Origin of the sequence: Herbidospora mongoliensis (assembly GCF_001570545.1) — a bacterium.
GTDB classification, from domain to species: Bacteria; Actinomycetota; Actinomycetes; order Streptosporangiales; family Streptosporangiaceae; genus Herbidospora; species Herbidospora mongoliensis.
Map to the genome: position 1 here is coordinate 270041 of NZ_BBXD01000019.1, position 25658 is coordinate 295698.

Annotated in this window: 22 protein-coding genes and 1 tRNA gene; 10 read left to right on the top strand and 13 right to left on the bottom strand. The window is 68.6% G+C overall.

Going from position 1 to position 25658, the window contains the following annotated elements; genetic code table 11:
* The first annotated feature begins 29 nt into the window (after window positions 1-29).
* A complete protein-coding gene (locus AW272_RS29035) occupies window positions 30-953 on the top strand; it encodes a LysR family transcriptional regulator (RefSeq protein ID WP_066371774.1) in 924 nt (307 codons plus the stop codon).
* On the opposite strand, the gene pth is transcribed toward AW272_RS29035, so the two are convergent.
* A complete protein-coding gene (gene pth / locus AW272_RS29040; RefSeq protein ID WP_066371777.1) occupies window positions 937-1527 on the bottom strand; it encodes an aminoacyl-tRNA hydrolase in 591 nt (196 codons plus the stop codon). The genes AW272_RS29035 and pth overlap by 17 nt on opposite strands.
* A 68-nt stretch (window positions 1528-1595) precedes the next feature.
* Window positions 1596-2216 (bottom strand): 50S ribosomal protein L25/general stress protein Ctc, encoded by a 621-nt coding sequence (locus tag AW272_RS29045; protein WP_066371779.1) that lies wholly within the window; start codon window positions 2214-2216, stop codon window positions 1596-1598.
* Window positions 2217-2396: 180 nt separating this feature from the next.
* Between AW272_RS29045 and AW272_RS29050 the strand changes: the two genes are divergently transcribed.
* Window positions 2397-3116 (top strand): NUDIX hydrolase, encoded by a 720-nt coding sequence (locus tag AW272_RS29050; RefSeq protein ID WP_245657779.1) that lies wholly within the window; start codon window positions 2397-2399, stop codon window positions 3114-3116.
* On the opposite strand, the gene AW272_RS29055 is transcribed toward AW272_RS29050, so the two are convergent.
* The 5 genes from AW272_RS29055 to AW272_RS29075 form a co-directional block, all read right to left on the bottom strand.
* Window positions 3113-4987 carry a 5'-methylthioadenosine/S-adenosylhomocysteine nucleosidase family protein gene (locus AW272_RS29055; protein WP_066371783.1) on the bottom strand — a complete coding sequence of 625 codons (1875 nt, stop codon included), beginning with the start codon at window positions 4985-4987 and terminating at the stop codon, window positions 3113-3115. The two genes, AW272_RS29050 and AW272_RS29055, sit on opposite strands and share 4 nt — an antisense overlap.
* Entirely contained in the window at window positions 4984-5400 is a 417-nt protein-coding gene (locus AW272_RS29060; protein ID WP_066371785.1) for a PASTA domain-containing protein, read from the bottom strand. The genes AW272_RS29055 and AW272_RS29060 overlap by 4 nt, the downstream gene beginning before the upstream one ends.
* A gap of 183 nt (window positions 5401-5583) precedes the next feature.
* Window positions 5584-6561 (bottom strand): ribose-phosphate diphosphokinase, encoded by a 978-nt coding sequence (locus AW272_RS29065; RefSeq protein WP_062440257.1) that lies wholly within the window; start codon window positions 6559-6561, stop codon window positions 5584-5586.
* Between the two features lie 63 nt (window positions 6562-6624).
* Window positions 6625-8055: a bifunctional UDP-N-acetylglucosamine diphosphorylase/glucosamine-1-phosphate N-acetyltransferase GlmU gene (gene glmU, locus AW272_RS29070; RefSeq protein WP_066371787.1), complete on the bottom strand. Its 1431-nt coding sequence runs from the start codon at window positions 8053-8055 to the stop codon at window positions 6625-6627.
* Window positions 8056-8150: 95 nt separating this feature from the next.
* Window positions 8151-8226, bottom strand: a tRNA-Gln gene (locus AW272_RS29075).
* A gap of 233 nt (window positions 8227-8459) precedes the next feature.
* Between AW272_RS29075 and AW272_RS29080 the strand changes: the two genes are divergently transcribed.
* The 4 genes from AW272_RS29080 (at window position 8460) to AW272_RS29095 (ending at window position 13323) form a co-directional block, all read left to right on the top strand.
* Complete coding sequence (locus AW272_RS29080; protein ID WP_066371790.1) at window positions 8460-9407, top strand: acyl-CoA desaturase; 948 nt, start codon at window positions 8460-8462, stop codon at window positions 9405-9407.
* A 45-nt stretch (window positions 9408-9452) separates the two neighbouring features.
* Window positions 9453-10298: a TetR/AcrR family transcriptional regulator gene (locus tag AW272_RS29085; RefSeq protein ID WP_369408785.1), complete on the top strand. Its 846-nt coding sequence runs from the start codon at window positions 9453-9455 to the stop codon at window positions 10296-10298.
* A gap of 86 nt (window positions 10299-10384) precedes the next feature.
* On the top strand, window positions 10385-12472 hold the full coding sequence (locus tag AW272_RS29090; protein WP_066371801.1) for an RNA degradosome polyphosphate kinase: 2088 nt from the start codon (window positions 10385-10387) through the stop codon (window positions 12470-12472).
* Entirely contained in the window at window positions 12469-13323 is an 855-nt protein-coding gene (locus tag AW272_RS29095) for an NUDIX hydrolase (RefSeq protein ID WP_066371803.1), read from the top strand. The genes AW272_RS29090 and AW272_RS29095 overlap by 4 nt, the downstream gene beginning before the upstream one ends.
* Here the strand turns inward: AW272_RS29095 and AW272_RS29100 are convergent.
* The 3 genes from AW272_RS29100 to AW272_RS29110 all read right to left on the bottom strand — a co-directional run bounded on the left by AW272_RS29100 (window position 13313) and on the right by AW272_RS29110 (window position 15933).
* Entirely contained in the window at window positions 13313-14758 is a 1446-nt protein-coding gene (locus tag AW272_RS29100) for a CYTH and CHAD domain-containing protein (protein WP_083958772.1), read from the bottom strand. The genes AW272_RS29095 and AW272_RS29100 overlap by 11 nt on opposite strands.
* Before the next feature lie 69 nt (window positions 14759-14827).
* A complete protein-coding gene (locus AW272_RS29105) occupies window positions 14828-15181 on the bottom strand; it encodes a VOC family protein (protein ID WP_066371810.1) in 354 nt (117 codons plus the stop codon).
* Window positions 15178-15933, bottom strand: a complete 756-nt coding sequence (locus AW272_RS29110) for a trans-aconitate 2-methyltransferase (protein ID WP_066371812.1) — start codon at window positions 15931-15933, stop codon at window positions 15178-15180. Before AW272_RS29110 ends, AW272_RS29105 begins: the two co-directional genes overlap by 4 nt.
* A 94-nt stretch (window positions 15934-16027) precedes the next feature.
* On the opposite strand from AW272_RS29110, the gene AW272_RS29115 reads away from it, so the two are divergent.
* Entirely contained in the window at window positions 16028-16537 is a 510-nt protein-coding gene (locus AW272_RS29115; RefSeq protein WP_066371814.1) for a MarR family winged helix-turn-helix transcriptional regulator, read from the top strand.
* A 303-nt stretch (window positions 16538-16840) separates the two neighbouring features.
* Entirely contained in the window at window positions 16841-18358 is a 1518-nt protein-coding gene (locus AW272_RS29120; RefSeq protein ID WP_066371815.1) for a trypsin-like serine peptidase, read from the top strand.
* Window positions 18359-18476: 118 nt separating this feature from the next.
* On the opposite strand, the gene AW272_RS29125 is transcribed toward AW272_RS29120, so the two are convergent.
* Genes AW272_RS29125 through rsmA form a run of 3 tightly spaced genes read right to left on the bottom strand, consistent with a single transcriptional unit; the run spans window position 18477 to window position 22010 of the window.
* The gene (locus AW272_RS29125; RefSeq protein WP_066371817.1) at window positions 18477-20264 is read right to left on the bottom strand and encodes an ABC-F family ATP-binding cassette domain-containing protein; all 1788 of its coding nucleotides are present in this window, start codon (window positions 20262-20264) and stop codon (window positions 18477-18479) included.
* Between the two features lie 16 nt (window positions 20265-20280).
* Entirely contained in the window at window positions 20281-21153 is an 873-nt protein-coding gene (locus AW272_RS29130; RefSeq protein ID WP_083958785.1) for a 4-(cytidine 5'-diphospho)-2-C-methyl-D-erythritol kinase, read from the bottom strand.
* A 14-nt stretch (window positions 21154-21167) separates the two neighbouring features.
* Window positions 21168-22010 carry a 16S rRNA (adenine(1518)-N(6)/adenine(1519)-N(6))-dimethyltransferase RsmA gene (rsmA, locus tag AW272_RS29135; RefSeq protein WP_083958773.1) on the bottom strand — a complete coding sequence of 281 codons (843 nt, stop codon included), beginning with the start codon at window positions 22008-22010 and terminating at the stop codon, window positions 21168-21170.
* 130 nt (window positions 22011-22140) lie between these two features.
* On the opposite strand from rsmA, the gene AW272_RS44550 reads away from it, so the two are divergent.
* Together AW272_RS44550 and AW272_RS29145 are read left to right on the top strand one after the other, a co-directional pair.
* A complete protein-coding gene (locus AW272_RS44550) occupies window positions 22141-24477 on the top strand; it encodes a protein kinase domain-containing protein (protein ID WP_066371829.1) in 2337 nt (778 codons plus the stop codon).
* A complete protein-coding gene (locus AW272_RS29145) occupies window positions 24474-25646 on the top strand; it encodes a hypothetical protein (protein WP_066371831.1) in 1173 nt (390 codons plus the stop codon). Before AW272_RS44550 ends, AW272_RS29145 begins: the two co-directional genes overlap by 4 nt.
* Window positions 25647-25658 lie beyond the last annotated feature (12 nt).

The window sequence follows — 25658 nt, forward strand, 5'->3', positions numbered from 1 at the left end:
CTCCGCCTGTGACCGGCTAATCTGCCGGGGTGGACCTCGACGCCGTACGTACCTTTGTGGCCGTCGTGGACGCGGGGCGTTTCCAGGACGCCGCCGATGAGCTGGCCGTCACGCAGCAGGCCGTGTCCAAGCGCATCGCCACGTTGGAACGGGTTCTCGGGGTGAGCCTGTTCACGCGCACCACGCGGGGAGCGCGGGTCACCATCGACGGGCAGGCGTTCCTGCCGCACGCCCGCGACCTCCTCAGGGCCGAAGAGCGGGCGATGGCCAGCGTCCGTCCCGGGCGCCGGCCGCTGCGGGTCGATGTGATCGGACGGCGGCTCGCCCCCGCAGGCGTGCTGGGCGGGTTCCATCGGGCGTGTCCCGAGGTCGAGCTCGACGTCGTCACGCTCTTCGACGCCGATGCGGCCATCGAGGCCCTGCGGTCGGGGTCGATCGACGCGTCGTTCCGTGCCGTCGACCGGGAGCGGCTTTCCGGTGGCATCGAGGGGGCGCGGGTGTTCGACGAGCCCGTCCATCTGCTGACCGGGCCGGACCATCCGCTCGCCGACGCCCCGGCGGTCAGTCCGGCCGAGCTCGCGGGGCATCTGATCTGGATGCCCGGCATCGTGGCCGGGACCGAGTGGGCCGCCTACTACGACGACCTCGCCGCCGCGTTCGGGCTGACCATCGAGGTCACCGGGCCCGGGTTCGGCACCGACCCGCTGCTCGACACGATCGCGGGCTCGCCGGAACTGGCGACCTTCGTCGGGGAGGGGACCCGGCTGGTCTGGCCGGTGGAGCAGGGGTTGCGCCGCATTCCCCTACAGGATCCGACCCCGGTCTATCCCCACTCGCTGATCTGGCGCCGGGACAACTCCCACGGCGCGCTCGCCGCGCTCCGCGCCCATCTCGGCACCACCAGGACCGGGCCCGGCACGTGGACGCCGGAATGGGCTAACGCGGGGGTTTGACCGGGTTCAGATCGCCGGCGTGGAACTTGTTCTGGGTGGGCTCCAAGCCGTTGAGCATGAGCGACTCGACCATGTCGGCCGCCCGGTCGACCAGGAACGGCAGGTCCTTGCGCTCGGCGGTGGCGAAGTCCTTGAGCACGTAGACGGCGGTGTCCATCCGCCCCGGAGGCCGCCCGATCCCGAACCGAAGCCGCAGGTATTCGGGCGTCAGCGCCTTCGTGATCGACTTCAGCCCGTTGTGCCCGTTGTCGCCGCCGCCCAGCTTGGCGCGCAGCGCACCCCAGGGCACGTCGAGTTCGTCGTGGACGACGATGAGGTTGAGCCCGGTCTTGTAGAAGTCGGCGAGGGCCTTCACCGGCCCGCCCGAGAGGTTCATGAACGTCATGGGCTTGGCCAGCACCACCGGAACCCCGGCCAGCCGCCCTTCGAGCACCTCCGCGCGGGACTTGTGCGCCTTGAACCGCCCACCGGCGCGCGCGGCCAGTTCGTCGGCCACCATGAAGCCCGCGTTGTGCCGGTTCCCGGCGTACTCGGGCCCGGGGTTGCCCAGCCCGGCGATCAGCCAGCGGTCCACTGCATGTCTCCTCACACGCGGAAAGGTCCCCCACAGGATCTCCCTGTGGGGGACCTTACAGAAACGCCTTATTCGGCGGCGGGAGCCGACTCGCCCTCGGTGCCCTCGGCGGTGGGGGCCTCGGCGGCCTCCGAACCGTCGTCGGGCAGCTCGGCGGCCTGCGCACCCAGGACGTGGAGCACCAGGATGTCCGGCTCGACCGCGAGGGTGGTGCCCTCGGGCAGCTTCAGGTCGCCGGCGTGGACGGCGAAGCCGACGTCCTTGCCGTCGACGTCGATCTCGACACCGGTCGGCAGGTTCGTCGCCTCGGCCTCGACCGAGATCTGCACGAGCTGCTGGTCGAGGATGGCGCCGTTGACGACGTCACCGGTGACCGTGACCGGCATTTCGATGGTGACCTTCTCGCCGCGGCGAACCAGGATCAGGTCGACGTGCTCGAGGAAGCCCTTGATCGGGTCACGCTGCACACCCTTGGGGAGGGCGAGCTCGTTGACAGCACCCTCGACGCGGATGAGCACGTTGGGCGTGCGAAGCGCGAGCAGCAGCTCGTGGCCGGGCATCGTGAGGTGACGGGGCTCGGTGCCGTGACCGTAGAGAACAACCGGCACCCGGTCGGCGCGGCGGATCTTACGGGCGGCACCCTTGCCGAACTCATTGCGAAGCTCGGAAGCGATCTTGACTTCGGACACGACGATCTCCTAGGGATCTCGGTTTCGGGTTAGCGCCCACCCTCACCCGCCCTAGCGGAAGGCGTTACGGGCACTCCTTCGAGTCTACCGGCTGGCGAGAGGCCACTTGCCTGACCAGCTCCGGCATCCGGCGGCTACGCATGTTTAGGTCATTGTGACCATAGCTATCCTGGGGAAGTGATCCATGATCGGGAACAGAAGTACGACGGAACGGTTCCGGCTGCGGTGACGGTCGACCTGGTGATTTTCACGATCCGGGACGCCGCTCTCCACGTACTTCTCATACGGCGTGGCAAGCCTCCTTTCGAAGGTGAATTCACTCTTCCCGGCGGATTCGTCCGGGTCGGCGAGAACCTCGACGAGGCCGCGCTCCGGGAACTGGAGGAGGAGACCGGCGTCGACGGCCGCACCCTCCATCTCGAGCAGCTGCGGACCTTCGGCGATTCCGGCCGCGACCCCCGGTGCAGGACCTACACGGTCGCCTACCTCGCGCTCGGCCCCGATCTGCCGATTCCGGTCGCGGGCACCGACGCGCGCGAGGCCCACTGGGTTCCCGTGAGCACGGCGCTGTCCCCCACCGTGTTGCACGCCTTCGACCACGCCGAGATCCTCAAGGAGGGCCTCGACCGGGCGCGGGCCAAGCTCGAGTACACGACCGTGGCGGCGGCCTTCTGCCGGGAGCCCTTCACCCTCGCCGACCTACGCCATGTCTACGAGGTGACGTGGGGTTTCCCCCTCGATCCGAGCAACTTCCGGCGGAAGGTCACCAAAGCGGTCGACTTCGTCCGCGCGACCGGAGAGTTCCGCTCACTGGAGGTCGGCCGCCCGGCCGCGCTGTATCGGCGCGGGCAGGCGGAGAACCTGTTCCCCCCGATGACCCGCGCCGATCACAACAGTTAGGCCCGGCTCGGCTCCCGCCGCCCCGAAGGCGGGGCCTTTCCCAGGCCGCCCATCGCGATCATCCCGATGACGTAGTCGGCCGCGTTGCGGGCCGCCAGGGGCTGGTCCTTCTTGGTCTTCTTCGCCCCCCAGTCGCAGATCGACTTGATCACGATCCAGTGGGAGCCGGTCAGGGCAGCGGCCGCGTAGAAGCCACCGCCCTCCATCTCGCCGCCGAGCGCGTCGGGGTTCTCGGCGATGAGGCGGGCCCGCTCGATCTCCGAGTCGACGAGGACGTTGGACGTCAGGAGGATCCCGTAGTGCGTCTTGGGACCACCGGACATGGCATAGGTGCGGTTCAGGAGCGTGACCGACGGTTCGGGACGGGCGCCCCGCTGGATCTCGACCGAGACACCTCCGACGTCCACGATCTTCTTGGGGTCCAGAAGGCGCAGCTGTTCGGAGATCAGGATGTCGCCGATCCGCTGCTGCTCGCGGCGCAGACCGAAGCAGATGCCGGTCAGGATGAGGTAGTCGGGTTTGAGCTGATCGATGAGCGACCGCGTGGTGAGCGCCGACCCGCCGGCCGCCGCGGCCCCCGCCGCGCAACGGCCGAGCAGGATGCGGGCGCCACCGGCGACACCCAGGTCGAAGGCCACGTGGTGGTCGAGGAAGAGGATCTCGGGCGCCTGCCCGGTCGCCTCTCTGGCGGCCAGCGTCACCTGCTCCTGCTCCACCTGCGTGGCGACCAGCAGCAGGACCGTCGTCGTCGCGGTCAAGTCGGTGATCCTTCTGTCGAACTCGTCGCGTGCCCTGCGGCGCGCCTTGATGTACAACCGGGTGGCGGCGGCGACCACCGCGACGCTCGCGATGCTCAACAGGCTGATCAGAAATCCGAACGTCCAGCCCGGAACGGTCGCCGGGCTCAGCCCCGGCGGTTCGGTGAACACCGCGCGATAGATCACCCACCACACCGCCTGGCCGAACTCCGCCGGACGGCCCGCGCAGGAATCGCCGCACACGTCCCGTTCGGCCGACGCCACCGCGATGGCGATGGCCAGCAGGATCACCGCCTTCGCGGCGAACCAGAGCAGCAGGAACGTGACCCCGTTGTCCCTGTTGCGCTCGTTCCGTGCCGGCGGCGGAGTGAGTGGGAACACGAGTCCGGTTCCGTCCACGCCCAGGAGGGAGTGCCGGGCCTTCGTGGTGAAGATCTCCCGCATGGCCGACGTCGTGACCCCGGTCAGACGGCACACCAGTGTCGCGTCCGGGTCGGATCCCTTCGGCAGGCGATGGCCCAACCAGCGGTTGATCTCGTCGACGAAGGCCTCGCCGCGCCGGGCGTCCTCCAGGTGGCAGATCGCGATCGACCACTGTTCGCCGACCAGTTCGTCCGAGACCGTGCGGTGGTCGCGACCGCGTTCCACCATGGGGCGGATCAGCTGGTAGATCAGGCGGACCATCATCGTCGCCATCATCACGGTGACGTAGAGGAGGGCCACCAGGCACAGGATCGTCGGCAGGACGAACCAGCCCGGCGCCGCCAGGACCAACGGCACGAACGCGACCGCCACCAGCAGGAGCAGCGCCGGCGGACCGAAGGCGACGACTCCGCCCCAGCGCCGGTCCAGCCAGCGCGTCGGACCGCCCCGGGATCCGGCCTCCGGCCGGGTGCCCACGGGGGGCTCCAGCAGGGCGAACTCGTCCGGTCCCCGCCAGACGAGCCTGCCGTCTCTGGCCGCGGCGTACAGGATGATCGGCATCGGGCCGCGGTCGCGGACGCCGGCGAACTGACCGGGCGGGCGGATGGTCGCCCGCACCGAGGCGGCGTGTTCCGAGTTCCGGATCGCGCGCGCCGCCCGTCGCGCGTCCGAGAAGGAGATGCCGGTCACGGCTCGTTCTTCTTCCGCGAGCGTAAGGTGATCGTCGCGTCACGCGGGGCGGCGGTCCCCGCGACCGGGCTCTGCTCGACCACCACCCAGTTCCGGTCCCACGCGATGACCCTCCCCTGACCGGTCACGTCCTCCTCCGCGAGGAGGTAGTAGCCGGCCGCCTGCAGGGTGTCCTGCGCGAGCTGGTGGTCGAGCCCGACGACATCCGGCACCGTGGCAGTGTCCGATGGGGGCTGGGAGACGGTCTCGGGCGCCTGAGTCGAAGGTGCGACCGTCGCCGTGGTGGTCGCCGTGGCGGTGACCGTGACTTGCGGCTGGGATTGTTCCGGTGGAGTCTGCCCGCACGCGGCCGCCGCGAGAGCCGCCGCCAGTGCCAGGAACCGGGCACTCCCTCGATGCCTGCGAATTCTCATCACCTGCGCCCATAAAAGATCGCGATCAGGAGAAATGCGGAGTTTCGATGTTCAGGCCGCCACCTCGGAAGGGAGGCGAACCCGGGCGCACGACCGACTATAGGCGGGCGACCACCTTATGGTCAATATGACCTGATATCGGGACACAAAGAAGGCCGGAGCAGGTATGCCCCGGCCTTCAGGCTACGAGTCGCCCTCGAACAGGCTCGTCACCGAACCGTCGGTGAACACCTCGGTGATGGCTCGCGCGATCAGCGGCGCGATCGACAGCACGGTCAGCTTGTCGAAGCGCTGCTCCTCCGAGATCGGCAGCGTGTTCGTCACGATGACCTCAGAGATCGCCGAGTTCTTCAACCGGTCGACCGCCGGATCGGAGAACACCGCGTGGGTGGCCGCCACGATCACATTGGTCGCACCGTGGTCATAGAGGGCGTCGGCCGCCTTGCAGATCGAACCGCCCGTGTCGATCATGTCGTCGATCAGAACACAGGTGCGTCCGCGTACCTTACCGACGACCTCGTTCACCTTCACCTGGTTCGCCACGTCAAGATCACGCCGCTTGTGGATGAACGCCACCGGCGTGCCGAGGGCGTCGGACCACCGCTCCGCCAGCCGCACGCGGCCGGTGTCGGGCGAGACGATCGTCGTCGTCGCCGGGTCGATCTTGTCGCGGAGGTAGTTGATCAGGATCGGCATCGCGAACAAGTGGTCGACGGGTCCGTCGAAGAAGCCCTGGATCTGCGAGGTGTGCAGGTCGATGGACATCAGACGGTCGGCGCCGGCCTGCTTGAACATGTCGGCCATCAACCGGGCCGTGATCGGCTCGCGGCCCCGGCCCTTCTTGTCCTGCCGGGCGTACCCGAAGAAGGGCATGATGACCGTCACTCGTTTGGCGGACGCTCTCTTCAGCGCGTCCACCATGATCAGCTGTTCCATGATCCACTGATTGATCGGAGCCGTGTGGCTCTGGATCACGAACGCGTCGCAGCCCCGGACCGACTCCAGGTAGCGTACGTAGATCTCTCCGTTGGCGAAGTCACGCAGGGAGGTCGGGGTGATCTCCACCCCCAGGTTGCGCGCGACCTCCTCGGCAAGCTGTGGGTATGCCCGGCCCGAGAAGAACATCAGGTTCTTCTGGCCCATGGTCTGGATCCCGCTCATGCGACTTGCTCCTCCTGGCCCGGGGAAACCGGTGATACGCGGGACTTTCCGCGCCTCGTACTGTTATGACCCTGCTTCGAGGGCCCGCTGGGCCGCCTGGGCCGACTTCGTGCCGGTCCGGCGGCGGATCACCCAGCCCTCGACGTTTCGCTGGCGACCGCGTGCCACGGCCATCGCGCCGGGGGGGACGTCGTTGACGATCACCGAGCCGGCGGCCGTGTAGGCGCCGTCGCCGATCGTCAGCGGCGCGACGAGCATGGTGTCGCTGCCGACTCGGGCGTGGTCGCCCACGGTCGTGTGGTGCTTGTCCACGCCGTCGTAGTTGACGAAGACGGTCGCGGCGCCGATGTTGGCGCCCTCGCCGATCGTCGCGTCGCCGACGTAGCTCAGATGGGGCACCTTGGAACCGGTGCCGATGACGGCGTTCTTGGTCTCGACGTAGGTGCCGATCTTGCCCTTGGCGCCCAGGCGGGTGCCGGGGCGCAGGTAGGCGAAGGGGCCCACCGACGCGCCCTGGCCGATCTCGGCCGAGTCGCAGACGGCGTTGCGGACCACGGCGTCCGCACCGACGACGGTGTCGGTCAGGGTGCAGCCGGGGCCGACCTCCGCGCCCGTGCCCACGCGGGAAGAACCGTGGAGCTGGGTGCCGGGATGGATGACGGCGTCCGCTTCCAGCCTGACATCGGCGTCGATCCAGGTCGAGGCCGGATCGACGATCGTCACACCGTTGATCATGTGTTCGTGGACGATGCGGTCGTTCAGGACCCGCCGGACGAACGCAAGCTGGGCCTTGTTGTTGACGCCCTCGACCTCGACGTGGTCGGTGGCGACGTGGGCGCCGACGCGGTGACCCTCCTCGCGGAGGATCGACAGCACGTCGGTGAGGTATTCCTCGCCCTGGGAGTTGGCGGTCGAGACGCGCTTGACGGCATCTGCCAGGAGTGCTCCGTCAAAGGCGTAGACGCCGGAATTCATCTCGTCGATCGCCCGCTGCTCGGGTGTGGCGTCCTTGTGTTCCACGATCGCCAGGACCGCCCCGTCGTCACCGCGGACGATCCGGCCGTAGCCGGTCGGGTCGGGCACGTGGGCGGTCAGCACGGTGACGGCGTTGCCGTCGGACGCGTGCCTCTCCAGGAGCCCGGCCAGAGTGGATCCGCGCAGGAGGGGCGTGTCGCCGTACACGACAAGGACCGTTCCCTCGATGACGCCGACGTTCTCCAGCACGATCCGCACGGCGTGGCCGGTGCCGTTCTGCTGTTCCTGTACGACCGCCGTCACATCCGGGTAAGCCGACAGATGGCCCTCGACCCGCTCGCGGGCGTGCCCCACCACCACGATCAACCGGGCGGGTTCGAGCTCTTGAGCGGCGTGCACCATGTGGCCGACGAGCGTGCGCCCGCAGACCTCGTGGAGGACCTTCGGAGTGGCGGATTTCATCCGGGTGCCCTCACCGGCGGCGAGGACGATGACGGCGGCCGGGCGCGGCGCACTCACTGTGGGAGCTCCCTCGGATCCGCGAACGAAACGGTCAGCTGACGGACGCCGCACGGTCACCCGCGAGACAACGTGAGCTTACCTGAGACGCTAATTGGTTCCGGCGCCTGGACTCGAACCAGGACAAACCAACTCCAAAGGTTGGCGGGCTGCCAATTACCCAACGCCGGATCGCGACCAAGCTTACCGGGCACGCCCAGGGAAAGGATGCTGGTTGGGACTGACATCCGGAACGTGCCACGCCATAGCAGACCAGCGCCTTTTATCGCAAGACAGTTTCGCGCCATGAGATGGACGTCTCCCATACACCTTCTCCCCATTCTCGACTTAGGACTTCCTAACTTACGATGGCGTAGGTTACGGTGGCGTAACCGGACCACTTACCACAGATCGTGAGGTAGTCGATGACCGTAGTCTCCGAGCGCCCCGGCAGCCCTCAGCAGCCCAAACCCGACATGGACCCCGAGCGGAAGACCACCCCCGAGATCATCAGTTTCGGCATCGTGGTGGGCGCGCCCCTGGTGGCGCTGGCCATCGCGGTGCCGGCCGCGTGGGCCTGGGGTTGGCTGAGCTGGGTCGACGTCGCCATCGCTTTCGTCTTCTACATGTTCACGGGCCTGGGTGTGACGGTCGGATTGCACCGTTACTTCACCCACGGCTCGTTCAAGGCCAAGCGGCCGTTGAAGATCGCCTTGGGCATCGCGGGCTCCATGTCGCTGGAGATGTCGGTTCTCGACTGGGTGGCCACCCACCGCAAGCACCACAAGTTCTCCGACAAGGAGGGCGACCCGCACTCGCCGTGGCGCTTCGGCACCTCGTTCTGGTCGGTCTTCAAGGGCCTCATGTACGCCCACATGGGTTGGCTCTTCGAAGCCGAGCGCGCCAACCGCGAGAAGTACGCCCCTGACCTGGTCAAAGACCCCGACATCGTGAAGTTCCACAAGCTCTTCCCGGTGCTGGCGATCACGTCCATGGCGCTGCCGGCGATCCTGGGCGGGCTGATCACCTGGTCGTGGCAGGGCGCGGCGACCGCGTTCTTCTGGGGCACCCTGGTCCGCATCGGCCTGCTCCACCACGTGACCTGGGCGATCAACTCGATCTGCCACGTGTTCGGCGACGAGGCCTTCGAGTCGCGCGACAAGTCCCGCAACGTCTGGTGGCTGGCGCTGCCCTCGTTCGGCGAGTCGTGGCACAACCTGCACCACTCCGACCCGACCTGCGCGCGGCACGGTGTGCTGAAGGGCCAGATCGACCTGAGCGCGGGGACCATCAAGATCTTCGAGCGGTTCGGCTGGGCCTACGACGTGCGCTGGCCGAACGCCGAGCGGCTGGCGGCGAAACGCGTTGCATAGTCAGGGGCCTCACCCAGCACTCCCACAGCCCGCCATTATGGTCCCGTGACCGAATCCAGAACCCGCAGGAGAATGACGGGCGCGGAGCGGCGCGAGCAGCTGATCCAGATCGGTCGTGCCCTCTTCGCCGAGAAGGGCTTCGACGGCACTTCGGTGGAGGAGATCGCCGCCCACGCCAGCGTGTCGAAGCCCGTGGTGTACGAACACTTCGGCGGCAAAGAAGGCATCTACGCCGTGGTCATCGACCGCGAGATGCAGCGCCTGCTGACCCTCGTCACCCAGGCGCTGTCGGCGACCCACGCGAGGGTGAAACTGGAGCGCGCCGCGCTGGCGCTGCTCCAGTACATCGAGGAGAGCAGCGAGGGCTTCCGGATCCTGGTCCGCGACTCCCACGCCGCCTCCGGCACCGGCACCTTCGCCAGTCTGATCAGCGACATCGCCAGCCAGGTCGAAGACGTTCTGGCCGACGAGTTCGCAGGCCGGGGCTACGACCCCAAGCTCGCCCCCATGTACGCCCAGATGCTCGTCGGCATGGTCGCCCTGACCGGCCAGTGGTGGCTCGACGTCCGGCGGCCCAGCCGCGAGGCGGTCGCCGCCCACCTGGTGAACCTGTGCTGGAACGGGCTGAGCGACCTCGATCCGGTGCCCGGCCTCACCAACTCCTCCCGTGGGCTGGTGCTGGCGCCGCCGTTGCCGCCCGAGCCGCGCACCGACCCCAGAGAGCTCAGCCGTCAGCGCAAGGAGCAGGAGAAGGTCCGGCGCGAGGCCGAGAAGCAGCGCGACCGCGAGGCCAAGGAGGCCGAGAAGCTCCGGCGCGAGCAGGAGAAGGTCCGCGCCCGCGAGGCCAGGGAGAACGAGAAGCTCGCGCGAACCCGCGAAAGCGAAGCCTGATTTCCCGAGGCAGACTCGGCTCGAGCTAACGATTTCGTTGCGAGGTAGTTAACACGTCGTTCAACAAACTCGGGCATATTCGGGACATGTCCGCCGAAATTACCGCGTCCGTCTCCCCGGAGGAGCTACCCCTCCCTCTCGAACGATTCCTCAACCGAGAGGAGAGCTGGCTCCAGTTCAACGAACGTGTGCTCGAACTCGCCGAGGACCCCAAGATCCCCCTGCTCGAACGGGTGAGGTTCCTGGCGATCTTCGCGAGCAACCTGGACGAATTCTTCATGGTGCGGGTCGCGGGCCTGAAACGGCGGATGGCCACCGGACTGCTGCTGAGAGCGCAGAGCGGACTCAAACCCAGTGAAGAGTTGGAGCGCATCAACGGGATCGCCAACGTCCTGGTGCAGCGCCACTCCGCACTGTTCCACAAGACGATCGTGCCCGAGCTGGTGGAGAAGGGCATCAAGATCGTCCGCTGGGCCGATCTCGGGCGTGACGAGCGCACCGTGATGCGGAAGTTGTTCCGGGAGCGGATCCGGCCGGTGCTGACGCCGCTGGCCGTCGACCCGTCCCACCCGTTTCCCAATATCTCCGGGCTTTCGCTGAACCTGGCGGTCACCGTCCGCAACCCCGTCAACGGCAACACGGTGTTCGCCCGGGTGAAGGTGCCCCCGCAGCTCCCCCGGTTCGTGAAACTGGCGAACGACCGGTTCGTCCCGCTCGAAGACGTCATCGCGGCCCACCTCGGCACGCTCTTCAAGGGCATGGAGATCGTCCAGAACCACGTCTTCCGGGTCACCCGCAACGAGGACCTCGACGTCGACGAGGACGTCACCGAGAACCTCATGCAGGCGCTGGAGCGCGAACTGCGCCGCCGCAGGTTCGGTTCGCCGGTCCGCATCGAGGTCGAGGACACCATCTCGCCCGAGGTGCTGGAACTGCTGGTCGAAGAGCTGGGCGTGGCCGACCACGAGATCTACCGGGTGCCGGGGCCGCTCGACCTGTCGGGCCTGCACACGATCGCCGACCTCGGGCCGACCCACAACCGGGGCGAGCTCAGCTACCGGCCGTTCGTGCCGTCCGAGGTGATCCACGCCGACGACGACATCTTCGCGATGCTGCGCGAGCGGGACATCCTGCTGCACCACCCGTACGACAGCTTCTCCACCAGCGTGGGCCGGTTCATCGAGCAGGCGGCGGCCGACCCCGCGGTGCTGGCGATCAAGCAGACGCTCTACCGGACCTCCGGCAACTCCCCCATCGTGGACTCCCTGATCGACGCGGCCGAGGCGGGCAAGCAGGTCGTGGTCGTCGTCGAGATCAAGGCCAGGTTCGACGAGCACGCCAACATCTCGTGGGCCAGGAAACTGGAGAAGGCCGGCTGCCACGTCGTCTACGGCGTGCTCGGCCTGAAGACCCACTGCAAGCTGGCCCTGGTCGTCCGCCAGGAACAGAGCGGCGAACTGCGCCGCTACTGCCACATCGGCACCGGCAACTACAACCCCAAGACCGCCCGCATGTACGAGGACTTCGGCCTGCTCACCGCCGACCCCCTCGTCGGCGAGGACGTCACCGACCTGTTCATGCACCTGACCGGCTACTCCAACCACTCGGCGTACCGGCGGCTGCTGGTGGCGCCCCACTCGCTGCGGCACGGCCTGCTGGCCCGCATCGACCGGGAGATCGCCCACCACAAGGCGGGCCGGCCGGCGCGGATCCGGATCAAGACCAACTCCCTGGTCGACGAACCCGTGATCGACGCGCTCTACCGCGCCTCGCAGGCCGGTGTGCCGATCGACCTGTGGGTTCGCGGCATCTGCACGCTCATGCCCGGAGTCCCGGGTTTGTCCGAGACGATCAGGGTCAGAAGTCTTCTGGGGCGCTTCCTGGAGCACTCCCGCATCTACGAGTTCGGCGGCGGACGGCGGCCCGAGATGTGGATCGGCAGCGCAGACCTCATGCGCCGCAACCTCGACCGAAGGGTGGAGGCCCTGGTGAAGGTGACCGGCGCGCAGCACCGGTCATACATCGCCGACCTGCTCGACCGCGCGTTCTCCGACGGGACGGACACATGGTGGCTCACCTCAGATGGCCGTTGGCTTCGCCAAAGTGGCGGCGCCGATCTTCAGCAGCACCTCATCGGCACACGACGCTGGCGAACCGTGGACGACGGCAAATGACCGACGTGATCCACGCCGCCGGCGCCGTCATCTGGCGCGGCGACGAGACCTCCCCCGAGGTCGCGCTCGTGCACCGGCCCAAGTACGACGACTGGTCGTTCCCGAAGGGCAAGCTCAAATCCGGCGAACACGTCATCGCCGGCGCGCTGCGCGAGGTCCAGGAGGAGACCGGCCTGTCGGTCGTCCTGGGCCGTTCGCTGCCGCCCGTCCACTATCTGAAGGACGGCCGCCTCAAGCGGGTCGACTACTGGGCCGCGCGGGTCCGCGCGGAGGGGGAGCTCACCGCGGTCGACGAGGTCGACCAGCTGGTCTGGCTCCCGCTCGACGAAGCCCGGCGGCGGCTGACCTACGAGTGGGACGCGGGCCTGCTCAGGGCGCTGACGGCGGCCCCGCTGGTGACGGTGCCGCTGATCCTGGTGCGGCACGGCCTGGCGGGCAGCCGCTCCGACTGGAAGGGCCACGACGACCGGCGTCCGCTCGACTCCGACGGCACGGCCCAGGCCGAGGTGGTCGCCCAGGCGCTGACGGCGTACGCGCCGCAGATCCTGGTCAGCTCCCCCAGCAGAAGGTGCACCCAGACGCTCAAGCCCTACGCCGCGGCCGCGGGCCTGTCGATCCGCAAGGAGAAACTGCTCTCCGAACCCGGCTACGACCCGAAGGACACCCTCCGGCTGGTCCGGAAACTGACCGAGCCGACGGCGGTCTGCAGCCACGGCAAGGTCCTTCCCGACCTGCTCACCGCCCTGTGCGACGGCCGGATCGGCGACACCCACCTGCGCAAGGGCGGGTTCGCCGTCCTCCATCACGCCGACGGCGACCTGATCAGCGTCGACCGCTACGTCACGACGTGAGCTTGGCCCACAACTTGGGGAACTTGGCGCGGGCCCGGTCGGCGGCGGCCCGCTCCAGGCCGGCCAGCACGCCATAGGTGAAGGTGTCCTCGCCGGCCTCGCGGGCCTTGGCGGCCTCCTTCTCCAAGGTCTCCTGGGCGACCACGCCGTCCTGGTAGAGGCCCAGCGCCTCCTGGATCGCCTCGGCGCGGGCGGCCTCGTCGGCGAACCCGGCGGCCTCCGCCGTGTAGCGGGCCCGCTTGGCGGCCTTGCGCACGTCGTGCATGGCGATCTCGCGCTCGTGCGCGTCTTCGATGCTCTGCGCGGTCTCGTGCTTCTTCTCGACCCGGTGCCACTCCTTGGTCACGATCTTGGCCAGCTCGGAACCGGACTCCCGGGTGGCCTTGCCGGTGAAGGAGTAGGGCGCGTCGAGCGCGTCGAGCAGGGCGAAGTAGCGCTCGCCGTTCATCGCCTCGCGGATGCGCTCGTACCCCGCCTCCTCCTGGTGCTTGAGGTCGTCGAGGAGACGGGCCCGGACCGGACCGACGATCAGGTGGCCGTCGAGCCCGTCGAGCTCCCGGCCGAAGCGGGCCTGGATGACCTCCAGGTCGCGCACCTCGCCGAGCACCTCGCCGAGCCAGCGCAGCTCCTCCTGGAGCGTGTCCGTCTCGGTGACGATCGAGGAGAACGACTTGAACGCGCTGCGCATCCGCCGGCAGGCCACCCGCGCCTTGTGCACGGCCTCGTCCTCCGCCCGCCGCACCCGGCCGTCCTGGGCGATCAGCGCGTCGGTCTGCCGGCGCAGGTAGGCGAAAACCGCGGCGCCGACCGTCCCCTCGGCAGGCGACTGGGGAAGTTTCGGTACGGCTTCGCCCAAGAGGCGGCCCAATTTGTTCGCGGAGCCGCCGGTAGCCGCCCCCGCCTTGATGACGCGCTTGCCCACCCGCTTCAGCAGCGCCTCGTCACCCTTGACGAGCTCGACCTCGACCTCGCGCCACCGTTCGACGCGGGTCGTCTCGCCGTAGACCGTGCCCTTGACACGGTCGTCGGCGACCTCGGCGAGCACCTGCTCCTCGGCGTCGAGCAACTTGGTCACCGCCCGCTTCGTGTCGAGTTCGGCGACGGGGACGAGTGCCTGGCCCCGGGTGTAGACGAGCACCTGCTCGGCCAGCGTGGGCGGGACGATCTTGGCACTGCGGGTGAGCGGGAGCTGGATCTCCTGCCGTACACCGGCGGATTTCGGCAGTTTCAGGTGCCAGCCGGAGTCGTCGCCGCCGCGGCGCCGCCGCAGGGTGATGCCCCGCGCGGCGAGGCGCAGATCGGGAGTGTCAAAGTAGATGGCCACGAGCTGGTGGGACTTGGGCCCACTGGATGCCGAGATGCCTTTGACGCCGAGTAGATCGGGCACCACGAACTCGTCTTGGACATCGAACTTGTCCTCGATCTCGATCGCCACTAGCACCTCCAGGTAAACGTGACACTGCCGAATTGCGGCCATGATGCCACCTGAAGGTGAACAAATCGCCTATCGAGACACGGGCTGGAGAAGTTCTAGACGATTCCCCACGGGATCATGTACGTAACACCGCAGGTATCCGGGCAGCAGCCGGTCGATCTCGGCCTCGGGGAAGAGCGCGAGGATCTCGTCCAGGTCCCGGACCAGCAGCGCCAAGTGCGCCTTCCTGGCGGCCCGGAAGCCCTCCTCGACACCGAGATGAAGCTCGACACCTCCTCCACCGAACCACGCGCCCCCGCGCTTGGCCAATTCCGCCGGCTTGGTGATCTCGGTCATACCGAGACGCCCGCAATAGAAGGCGCGCAATTCGTCTTCGCGGCCGGGAGGGGTGGCGAGTTGCGCGTGGTGAATGCCGGTGATCATTTGTGCGCGACCGCGAATATGCGGCGGAAGGGGAATGGGGTGCCGTAGTCACGCCGGGGATAGGCCTCGCCGAGCACCCGCCCGGCGTCGGCGAGGAACGCCTCGCGGCGCTCCGGGTCCAGCCGGGTCAGCATGGGCCGCAGCGCGGTTCCGGTGACCCAGCGGAGCACCGCGTCGTCGCCGGGGAGCACGTGTATATAGGTGGTCTCCCACGCGTCGACCGTCAGGCCCGCGCCGGACAGCAGCTCCAGATACTCCCCGGCGTCGTCGACCGGGTCGCGCCAGGCGAGGTCGGCCAGCTCGGAGGCCCATTCGGAGCTCTGGCAGAGCTCGCGGACGACCTGATGGCTGGGCGCGGTGAAGTTCCCCGGCACCTGGAACGCCAGCCAGCCGCCCGGGTTCAGCTCCCCGGCCCAGCGGGTGAGCAGCTCGCGGTGCTCGGGCACCCACTGGAGCAGCGCGTTCGACACGATCACGTCGACCGGCTCGGCGGGCCGCCAGTCACGCACGTCGGCGACCTCGAAAGTGGCGCCTTCCGGGGCCTTGGCGATCATCTCCGGCGAGGAGTCGATGCCGTGGACGCGGGCGTCCGGCCAGCGCCGGGCCAGCGACACGGTCAGCTCACCGGTGCCACAGCCCAGGTCGACGACGTGACTGGGGTTCTCGGCCGCGATCCGGCCGGTGAGCTCGTAGAACGGGCGGGAACGCTCGTCGGCGTACCGCCCGTAGACGGTGGGGTCCCACGTGGTCATGGCCGCGCCTCCGGCACGAAGTTATCTCTCGACATAGAGATACTTGATATCAAGAGAGATGTCTTGACGTCAAGAAAAGCTAGACTCGTCATCCATGAGCTCAGCCGAGGATGAGGTCGACCGGCTTGTCGCGGCCTGGCGGCAGGAGCGCCCCGACCTCGACGTGACGCCGTTGCAGGTGCTGAGCCGCGTGTCGCGGCTGAGCCGGCACCTGGAGCGGGCCAGGCGGGCGTCCTTCGCCGAACACGGGCTGGAGCCGTGGGAGTTCGACGTGCTCACGGCGCTGCGCAGGGCCGGCGCGCCTTATGTGATGAGTCCGGGCGCGTTGCTGCGGGCCACTTTGGTGACGTCCGGGACGATGACGAACCGCATCGACCGGCTGACCGCCGCCGGGCTCGTCACCCGCAACCCCGACCCCGACGACCGGCGCGGCGTGCTGGTGCGGCTGACCGCCAACGGCCTCAGTCGCGTGGACGCGGCCTTCGCCGACCTGCTCAGGCGGGAACAGGAGCTGCTCGCCGCCCTCGGCCGGCAGCAGCAACTCGACCTCTCGGGGCTGCTGCGGACCCTTCTGGTGCCCTTCGACACGTCCGACTCCGCGTAGGTGTGACGGACTAAGACGGGGTTAACCCACCATCTGGTTCCCCTGAACCCTGTGTGATTTATGTCACACCCCTCAGGTGGATCGATCCACAGGGTGACTGATCGGCATACCCCTCGATCAGCGGAAATAACGGAATCTTCACAGGAATCCCACAGGTTTGCAGCAACTTCCAACATCCCAGCCGCCTCAGGCAGTTGGTCCTTTTGCTTTCACACCTTCATTCCGTCTTATAGCTTTCTGATCGTTCCTTTACTGACGCATGGGGCGCAAGTGACGTCCCACGACAGACCTGGGGAGATCCACATGAAGCGCACGTTCATTCTGGGCGGTCTGAGCGCGGGGCTGCTTGCCTCCGCGGTCGTTGCCGCCCCGGCACAGGCCGCTGGCGATGTCGCCAGCGACAGCCTTGCCAGCACCAACATCGCTGCCCAGCAGGTCGCGGCCTTCTGGTACGGCGAGGCGAAAGCCAACCTGATCGGCGCCACCCCGTACAACGTCGAGACGCAGGTCGTCGGCAAGCACGTGTCGACCGGTGGTCCCACCGCCGACACGAAGCCTGGCGTCGTGCCCGCGATCGGTGACGAGAAGAAGGTCGCCAGCACCTCGAAGAACGTCAACCTGCCCAAGACCACGGGCAAGGTGTTCTTCATTGGCGCCGACGGCAACCCGCACTGGTGCACCGGCACCTCGCTCCAGAGCGCGTACAAGAACCTCGTCGCCACTGCTGGACACTGTGTCTACGACACGACGTCCAACAAGGCCACCCTCGACAAGTGGGTCTTCATCCCCGGTTACTACCAGGGCAAGACCCCGTGGGGCATCTACGTCGGCAAGCAGGCCTTCACCCACTACGACTTCGACGTGTACGAGGACGGCGACCGCAACTACGCGTTCGTCAACGTGTACAACGGCGTCCTTCCCGTGGCCGCGTCTTACGACAAGGACTACGAGAAGAAGTACGACACGAAGTGGTATGCCGAGAAGAAGCTCGACGAGCTGAAGAACGACAAGACCACCGGCTGGTCGCACCTCAAGATCGAGAAGGTGGTTGACACCACCAAGATCGGTCCGGACCGCCCGGGCTCGGAGGTCGCTCAGACCTACGTGACGCGTACCACCTTCAAGAACGTCGGTGGCACCAACGCGAACAACGCCGACTACCCGGGTCCGTTCAAGCCGTTCACCGGCGTGGACCGCAAGACCTACGCGAACGAGACCGAGTACAACCAGGCCAAGTCGTACCACCAGGCCGGCCCGAACGGCGAGTCGAAGGACGGCAAGTCCTTCTTCTACACCGAGGGCGAAGGCGCCTCGAAGAAGTTCTACAAGCACACGTACTGGGTCAAGTACGACGTGGACTACGTCGTCACCGGCAAGGTGCTGTCGATCGGCCTCAAGGACGTCGGTCGCCTCGGTGACAACGTCGGTGGCCAGGGTCTGGCGTACAACCAGAAGGTCGGCCAGAGCGTCTACGTCTTCGGCTACCCGAGCGGGAAGCACCCGGACGGCAACCACGCCTACACCGGCCACACCCTGAAGTGGAGCTACGGCAAGACGTTCGCGGCGAAGGCCGCTGACATCAAGGCCGAAGAGATCATCGGGGTCAAGTCGTCCTTCACGGGCGAGGGCTCGCTGGGCTCGTCGTGGCTGTCGCAGTACAAGAGCGCCCGTCGTCTCGGCTACCTCAACGGCGTGACCATCGGTGTCGCTGACACCGACGGCAACAAGCGCTACGACACCTCGGTTTCCCCGTACTTCGACGGTGAGACCTTCGGCGTCTACAAGGTGGCGGCGGCTCTCTGGTCCGGGAAGATCGTCTAATCTTCCCCATCGCAATGCCGAGATGACTCGGTTGGTGCCCCAAGTCATCTGAAGCAAAAGGAAAGAGCCCGGTCGGCCAACCGGGCTCTTCTCCTTTTCAGGGACTTTTCAGGAAGCGCTAGTCGGCAATACGCTCCGCCAGCTCCATCCACTCGAGCTCGGTCGCCTCTTTCTGGGTCCCGAGGTCGCGGAGTTCGGCGTCGAGCTTGCCCAGCTTCTCGAAGTCGCTGGCCGCCTCGGCCATCTGGGCGTGGACCTTGGCCTCGCGCTCGGACAGCTTGTCCAGCTGACGCTCCAAGCGGCTCAGTTCCTTCTGGAGCTCACGCAGTTCCTTCTGGGAGACCTTCTTCTCCCCAGGCTCCTCGACGGCCACAGGCGTCGCTTCGGCCGCGCGGGCCGACACGGCGGTTCCGGCGGCGCGGCGCTCCAGATATTCGTCGACCCCGCCGGGGAGCATCGACAGCCGGCCGTCGCCCAGCAGCGCGACCGTGCGGTCGGAGACCCGCTCCAGGAAGTAGCGGTCGTGGCTGACCACGACGAGGGTGCCGGGCCAGCCGTCGAGCAGGTCTTCGAGCTCGGTCAGCGTCTCGATGTCGAGGTCGTTGGTGGGCTCGTCGAGCAGGAGCACGTTGGGTTCGTCCATGATGAGCCGCAGCAGCTGGAGCCGCCGCCGCTCGCCACCGGACAGGTCGCCGACGACCTTCCACTGCGCGTCGCCCTTGAAGCCGAGGCGTTCGAGCAGCTGGGAGGCGGTCCACTCCTTCTTGCCGACGGTGATGTACTTGCGCACCTCCTCGACCGTCTCCAGCACACGCCGGGTGGGGTCGAGTTCGGCGATCTCCTGCGACAGGTGGGCCAGCTTGACCGTGCGGCCCTGGACCAGCCGGCCCTCGTCGGGCACGACCGAGCCGGACAGCAGCCGCAGCACCGTCGACTTGCCCGACCCGTTGACGCCGATCAGGCCGATGCGGTCGCCGGGGCCGAACTGCCAGGTGCACTGGTCGAGCACCAGCGGACCCGTGCCGGGGCCACCGGCGTGGAGGGTGACGTTCTCCAGGTCGTACACCGTCTTGCCGAGGCGCGCGGTCGCGAACCTGAGCAGTTCGACGGTCTCACGTGCCGGCGGCACGTCGGCGATCAGCGCCTCGGCGGCGTTGATGCGGAACTTCGGCTTGGACGTGCGGGCGGGCGGGCCGCGCCGCAGCCAGGCGATCTCCTTGCGCATCAGGTTCTGCCGCCGCTCCTCCGAGACCTGGGCGATGCGCGCCCGTTCGGCCTTGGCGAGGACGAAAGCGGCGTAACCGCCCTCGTAGCGTTCGACGGACTCGTCGACGACCTCCCAGGTGCGGGTGGAGACGGCGTCGAGGAACCAGCGATCGTGGGTGACGACGAGGAGCGCCGACTTGCGCGCGGACAGATGCCCGGCCAGCCAGGCGATCGCCTCGATGTCGAGGTGGTTGGTGGGCTCGTCGAGCACGATCAGATCGTGTTGCTCGATGAGCAGCTTCGCCAGCGCGGTGCGGCGGCGTTCGCCACCGGACAGCGCGCCCGCCTTGGACGCCAGGTCGAGGTCGCCGAGCAGGTTGGCGAGGATCTCACGAACCTGCGCGTCGCCGGCCCACTCGTGTTCGGCCTGCCGGCCGAGCACGATGTCGCGGATCGACATGTCGGGATCGAAGAGATCACGCTGGGCGAGCACCCCGACGCGCATCCCGCGCGTGTGGGTGACCCGGCCGCTGTCGGGCGTCAGCTCACCGGCGATGATCGAGACCAGGGTGGTCTTACCGCCACCGTTGCGCCCGACGACACCGATGCGCTCGCCCGCTTCGACCCCGAGCGACACCCCTTTGAGCAGCGGTTTGGGGCCGAAGGCATGGGAGACGGATTCAAGATTGACCAGATTCATCGCCTCCCAAGCCTATCTAGACGATCGCGGCTCCCGGGACCGGTCCGTGAGCGGTCACCGCGTCGCGGCACACCCCGGAGCCCCTAAGTGAGACCACGAGCTCGCGGGCGTGCATCTCGCTCTCGGCCAGGAACGCGCACGTCGGCCCGGAACCCGAGACGAGCGCGCCGAGAGCGCCCAGCTCACGGCCCTCGTCGAGGGTGCGGTGCAGCGAACGGCGCAGCATGATGGCGGCGGGCTGAAGGTCGTTCACCAGCGACGCGCCGAGGGCTTCGGCGTTGCCGTCGGCCAGCGCCTTGGTGAGGGATTCGCTCAGCGTCGGCCAGACGACCTGCTCGCCGGTGGCCTCCCTGATGCGGTCGCACTCGCCGTAGACCTTCGGCGTGGACAGCCCGCCGTCGGCCAGCGCGAACACCCAGTGGTAGACGCCCGACGTCTCGACCGGGGTCAGGTGCTCCCCCTTGCCGGTGCCGACCGCGGTGCCGCCGAGCAGCGCGAACGGCACGTCGCTGCCGAGCGTGCCGCCGATCTCCATCAGCTCTTCGGTCGTCCTGCCCAGGTTCCACAGGGCGTTGCAGGCGACGAGCGCGGCGGCGGCGTCGGCGCTGCCCCCGGCCATGCCGCCCGCGATCGGGATGTTCTTGACGATCTCCAGCCGCACCCCCCGGCCCGGCGCGAGCGCGTGAGCGGCCCGCACGGCCAGGTTGTCGTCGCCGAGCGGCACGTCGGCGTGGTCGCAGACCACTTCGACCCGGTCTGACTCCGACGCCGTGACCTCGTCGAACAGCGAGACGGCGTGGAAGACGTTGACGAGGTCGTGGAATCCGTCGTCGCGGATCGGGCCGACGGAGAGCTGAAGATTGACCTTGGCGGGCACACGCACGGTAATCACGTGACGGGAGCCTAGCGGCGATGTTCGGCGATCCGGGCGAAAGCGGCCACGTCGAGCTGCTCGCCCCGCGCCTTCGGGTCGACCCCCGCCTTGACGAGCGCCTCTTCGGCCGCCGCCGGGGAACCGGCCCAGCCCGCCAGGGCGGCGCGCAGGGTCTTGCGCCGCTGGGCGAACGCGGCGTCGATGGCCGCGAACACGGCCTCCCTGGTGGCGGTGGTGGTGGGGGGCTCACGACGGACGAGAGAGACGAGGCCGGAGTCGACGTTGGGCGCCGGCCAGAAGACGTTGCGCCCGACGGGCCCCGCGCGGCGGACGTCGGCGTACCAGGCCGCCTTGACCGAAGGGATCCCGTAGACCCGCGACCCGGGCCGCGCGGCCAGCCGGTCGGCGACCTCGGCCTGCACCATGACCAGGCCCCGGCGCAGCTCGGGCAGGATCTGCAGCAGGTGCAGCACGACCGGGACCGAGACGTTGTAGGGCAGGTTGGCGACCAGCGCGGTCGGCCGCGACGGCAGATCGCCGGGGGTGATGCGCAGGGCGTCGCCCAGCACGACCCGCAGCCGGTCGGAGTATTCGGGCAGCATGATCGTGACCGTCTCGGGGAGCTGCCGCGCCAGCACCGGGTCGATCTCGACCGCGACGACCTCGGCGACCTCAGACAGCAGTGCGAGCGTCAGCGACCCGAGCCCCGGCCCCACCTCGATGACGACGTCGTCTTCGCTGAGCTCCGCGACCCGGACGATCTTGCGGACGGTGCCGCCGTCGATCACGAAGTTCTGCCCGAGCTTCTTGGTGGGCCGGATGTTCAGTTTCTCCGCAAGCGTGCGCACCTCAACGGGCCCGAGCAGACTCATGCAACCAGTGTCGGGCATCCGAACGCGTCGATTTACCTGTTCGCGGCCGAGGTGGGCAATCCATGCTGGCGTTTGCCCCGAACTCCATATGAACCTTATGAATACGCGCAGGCCGTAGGAGAGCCCTCAGATGCAACCGACCGGCGCCACGCCGCTCCGCCCCGACGATCCCCCCGAGATCGGCACGTACCGGCTCCTGGGCCGCCTGGGCGAGGGCGGCATGGGAACGGTCTACCTGGCGACCGCGGGCGAGCGGCTGGTCGCCCTGAAGGTGGTCCGCTCCACGCTGGCCGACGACGCCTTCGCGGCGCGCTTCCACGGGGAGGTCGAGAACGCGCGGAAGGTGGCGTCGTTCTGCACGGCGCAGGTGCTCGACAACGGGAACACCGCCGACGGCCGGCCGTACATGGTGACCGAATACATCGCCGGCACACCCCTGAACAGGCAGATCACCGAATCGGGCCCCCTCGACGCGGGACCGCTCCACGGTGTGGCCCTGGGCGTGGCCGCGGCGCTCGCCGCCATCCACGTGGCCGGGCTGGTGCACCGCGACCTGAAACCGGCGAACGTGATGCTGTCCCTGTCCGGCCCCCGGGTGATCGACTTCGGCATCGCCCGCGCACTGGACGCCTCCCACGACTTCACCCAGGCCGGAGAGCTCCTGGGCAGCCCCGGCTGGTGGGCGCCCGAGCAGGTGCGCGGCGAACCGGTCACCCCGTGGACCGACATCTTCGCCTGGGGCTGCCTGGTCGCCTACGCCGGCACCGGCCGGCACCCGTATGGCCAGGGCAACATGATGACCCTGGCGGCCCGCGTCCTGAACGGCCGCCCGGACCTGGGCTCCCTGCCCTCACCTCTGAACGACCTGGTCAAGCAGGCGACCGACCCCGACCCCACCCGCCGCCCCACCGCCCAGGACCTGCTGATCGCCCTGGTCGGCGGCGCCCTCCCCCCGGTCTCGGCCCGCGCCCCGGAAACACCCCGGGCGGAACCGCTGATGCCGGTCGAAGAACTCAACCGGACGCTGCAGGAGACCTTCCCCGCCGACGAACCCGAGGACGGCCCAGCCGACCCGCCACCTTCCGAGGAAGCGCCCTCAGCCATCGAGGTGGCCGTTGCTGATCAGGCTCCGGACTCCGGCGAACGAGCCGACCGCGCCGCCGCCTTCACCTCCGACGACCCGGACTCCGACGAACAGGCAGACCGCACCACCACCTTCGCCGTCACCGGCGGGGGGACGGGCTCCAGAGAACCCGCCGACCGCGCCTCCGACAAGGCGACCGGTTCCGCCGAACCTGCCGACCAAGCTTCGGATTCAGGTGAGCGGGCCGACCGCACCGCGACCTTCGCCACCACGGACAAGGGCACCGACACCGGCGAACCCACCTCCGGCAAGGCGACTAACTCCGCCGACTCTGCCGAGCAGACCGCCGCTGACCAGGGCGCCAGTTCCGCCGAACCCGCAGATCTCGCTGCTGACCATGTTCCAGGCTCCGGCGAACGAGCCGACCGCATCGCCGTTCTCGCTTCCGCTGAGCAGGTTCCGAGCTCCCATGAGCGGGCTGACCGCACTGCGGTCCTCGCCGCCGCTGACGAGATTCCGAGCTCTGATGAGCGGGCCGACCGCACTGCCGTCCTCGCCTCAGCTGATCAGGTTCCGAACTCCGGTCAGCGAGCCGATCGCACCGCTGCCTTCGCTCCCACAGACAAGGGCGCCGATACCAGCGAACCGGCCGACCGCACCGGTGCCTTCGCCGCCGTCGACAAGGACGGGGCTTCCGGCGAAATCGCCACTTCTGACGTTCCGCGGATCGATCGCACTGCCGTCTTCGCCGCCGCGGATGGCGGCGCGGCCTCCGGCGAGCCGGTAACCGCCTCCGCCGCTCCGGCGTCAAGCGCCGACGCGTCGACCGCGGCGATCTCCGACGCGGAAAGCGGCGCGCCTCTCGACGAGGTCCCTCTGGTCAGGCCGCCGCGGTCGCGTTCCGACCGTTGGCTGATCGCGGCCGTCGTCGTCTTCGCCGCCTTCGTCGTTTCGGTCGGCGTGCTCATCGTGTCCGGTGACAACGCGCCGCGCACCGCCGTCCAGATCGCCGCTCAGCAGGCCGCCGACGGCGATGTCGCCAAGCGGGTCACCGTCGGCGCGGGGTTCGGGGTCGACCTGGTCGTCACCCGGGATCCGCAGTGCGGTCTCCAGGACTTCGAAGGGGTCACGGCCTCAGCGGGTGCGTTCTGCGTGATCCCGTGGAGCATGGTCAACACCGGTGGCGAGCTGGCCGCGATCGCCGCCGCGCCGGTCCTGCTCGACGACTCGGGCGTCACCCACCAGCCCCACCGGCTGTCCACACCGCTGCCGAGCGGGCTGCGTCCGGGTGGGCGCTCCGACGGCATGCTCGTGTTCGATCTCCCCGACGACCGCAGCCCCGCCCGGCTCCAGTTCGGCGGCGGACTGGAGGTAGCTCTATGACCCGGCTGCTCGCCGTTCTCCTGCTCGGCACCGCGCTTCCCTTTTCCGGTACGGCCTCCGCCACCCCCTGCCCCGCCACGACCCACGCCGTAGGCGACCCCTTCGCCGAGACCGTCACGTTCGGCGGCCGGACCCTCAGGGCTCCGGGCGACGACACGAAGACCGGGTTCGGCTGGGCCGTGGCCACCGCCCACGTCGACGGCGATCCCTGTCTCGACGTCATCGTCGGCGCGCCCTACGCGGGCGACGACGACCACGGGGAGGTCTATGTGTTCGGTACGGGCGGCGTCCAGACCGTGACCGCCGAGCAGCCGCAGAAGGACGCCCATTTCGGCTGGTCCCTGGCGGCCGCCGACCTGCCCGGCGGGACGGTGCTGGCGGTCGGCGAACCCCACGCCGACGACTCGGTGACCGACTCCGGCGCGGTGCACCTCTTCACCCCGCAGGGGCGGACCCGCCTCGACCAGGAGTCCGACGGCATGATCGGCAACGGTGAGGTCGGCGACATGTGGGGCTGGTCGCTGGCCTTCCACGGCGATCCCGCCCGCCCGGACCTGGCGGTCGGCGTGCCCTATGAGGACAACGACGGCACCGGTCTCCAGGTGGCCAGCGGCATCGTCGACGCCGGCACGGTGGTCGTGATCCAGGACGTGCTGTCGGGAGCGCCGTACACGACCAGGAAGTGGGACCTGGGCCAGGCCACCACCGCCGTCCCGGAGGAATCGGGCAACCGGTTCGGCTGGTCCCTCGCGACGACCAGGATCGGCGGGAAGTCCTATCTGGCCGCGGGCGCTCCCCTGGCCGGTGACCAGGACGCGGGCATGGTCCAGCTCTGGGCCGACCTCACCCCGACCCGGACCATCACGGCCCCCGGCACGACAGGTCTCGGCTGGGCGGTGGCCTTCACGGCCGACGGCAAGGTCGCCATGGGCCACCCTTATACGAAGGGGGCGATGGGTGGCGTACACACGAGCACCGTCGACGGAACCGTGGCCGCGCTCCCGGTCCCACCCCAGCCGGGCCAGCGCTACGGCTGGTCCCTGACCGCCGACGGCCCATCAGGCCTGCTGATCGGCGCTCCTGACCGCGACGGAGTGGGCGCGGTCTTCACCGCAGCGGGGACCAACGCGCCCATCCAGTCGGTCGACTACGGCCATGTCGTCAAGTAACCGGAAACATCC

Bases quoted from the DNA above. Each gene is read 5' to 3' on its own strand.
- AW272_RS29060 (WP_066371785.1), bottom strand. From the start codon at position 5,400: ATGAGAATTCGCAGGCATCGAGGGAGTGCCCGGTTCCTGGCACTGGCG.
- AW272_RS29065 (WP_062440257.1), bottom strand. From the start codon at position 6,561: ATGAGCGGGATCCAGACCATGGGCCAGAAGAACCTGATGTTCTTCTCG.
- AW272_RS29080 (WP_066371790.1), top strand. From the start codon at position 8,460: ATGACCGTAGTCTCCGAGCGCCCCGGCAGCCCTCAGCAGCCCAAACCC.
- AW272_RS29090 (WP_066371801.1), top strand. From the start codon at position 10,385: ATGTCCGCCGAAATTACCGCGTCCGTCTCCCCGGAGGAGCTACCCCTC.
- AW272_RS29095 (WP_066371803.1), top strand. From the start codon at position 12,469: ATGACCGACGTGATCCACGCCGCCGGCGCCGTCATCTGGCGCGGCGAC.
- AW272_RS29105 (WP_066371810.1), bottom strand. From the start codon at position 15,181: ATGATCACCGGCATTCACCACGCGCAACTCGCCACCCCTCCCGGCCGC.
- AW272_RS29110 (WP_066371812.1), bottom strand. From the start codon at position 15,933: ATGACCACGTGGGACCCCACCGTCTACGGGCGGTACGCCGACGAGCGT.
- AW272_RS29115 (WP_066371814.1), top strand. From the start codon at position 16,028: ATGAGCTCAGCCGAGGATGAGGTCGACCGGCTTGTCGCGGCCTGGCGG.
- AW272_RS29120 (WP_066371815.1), top strand. From the start codon at position 16,841: ATGAAGCGCACGTTCATTCTGGGCGGTCTGAGCGCGGGGCTGCTTGCC.
- AW272_RS29125 (WP_066371817.1), bottom strand. From the start codon at position 20,264: ATGAATCTGGTCAATCTTGAATCCGTCTCCCATGCCTTCGGCCCCAAA.
- rsmA (WP_083958773.1), bottom strand. From the start codon at position 22,010: ATGAGTCTGCTCGGGCCCGTTGAGGTGCGCACGCTTGCGGAGAAACTG.
- AW272_RS44550 (WP_066371829.1), top strand. From the start codon at position 22,141: ATGCAACCGACCGGCGCCACGCCGCTCCGCCCCGACGATCCCCCCGAG.
- AW272_RS29145 (WP_066371831.1), top strand. From the start codon at position 24,474: ATGACCCGGCTGCTCGCCGTTCTCCTGCTCGGCACCGCGCTTCCCTTT.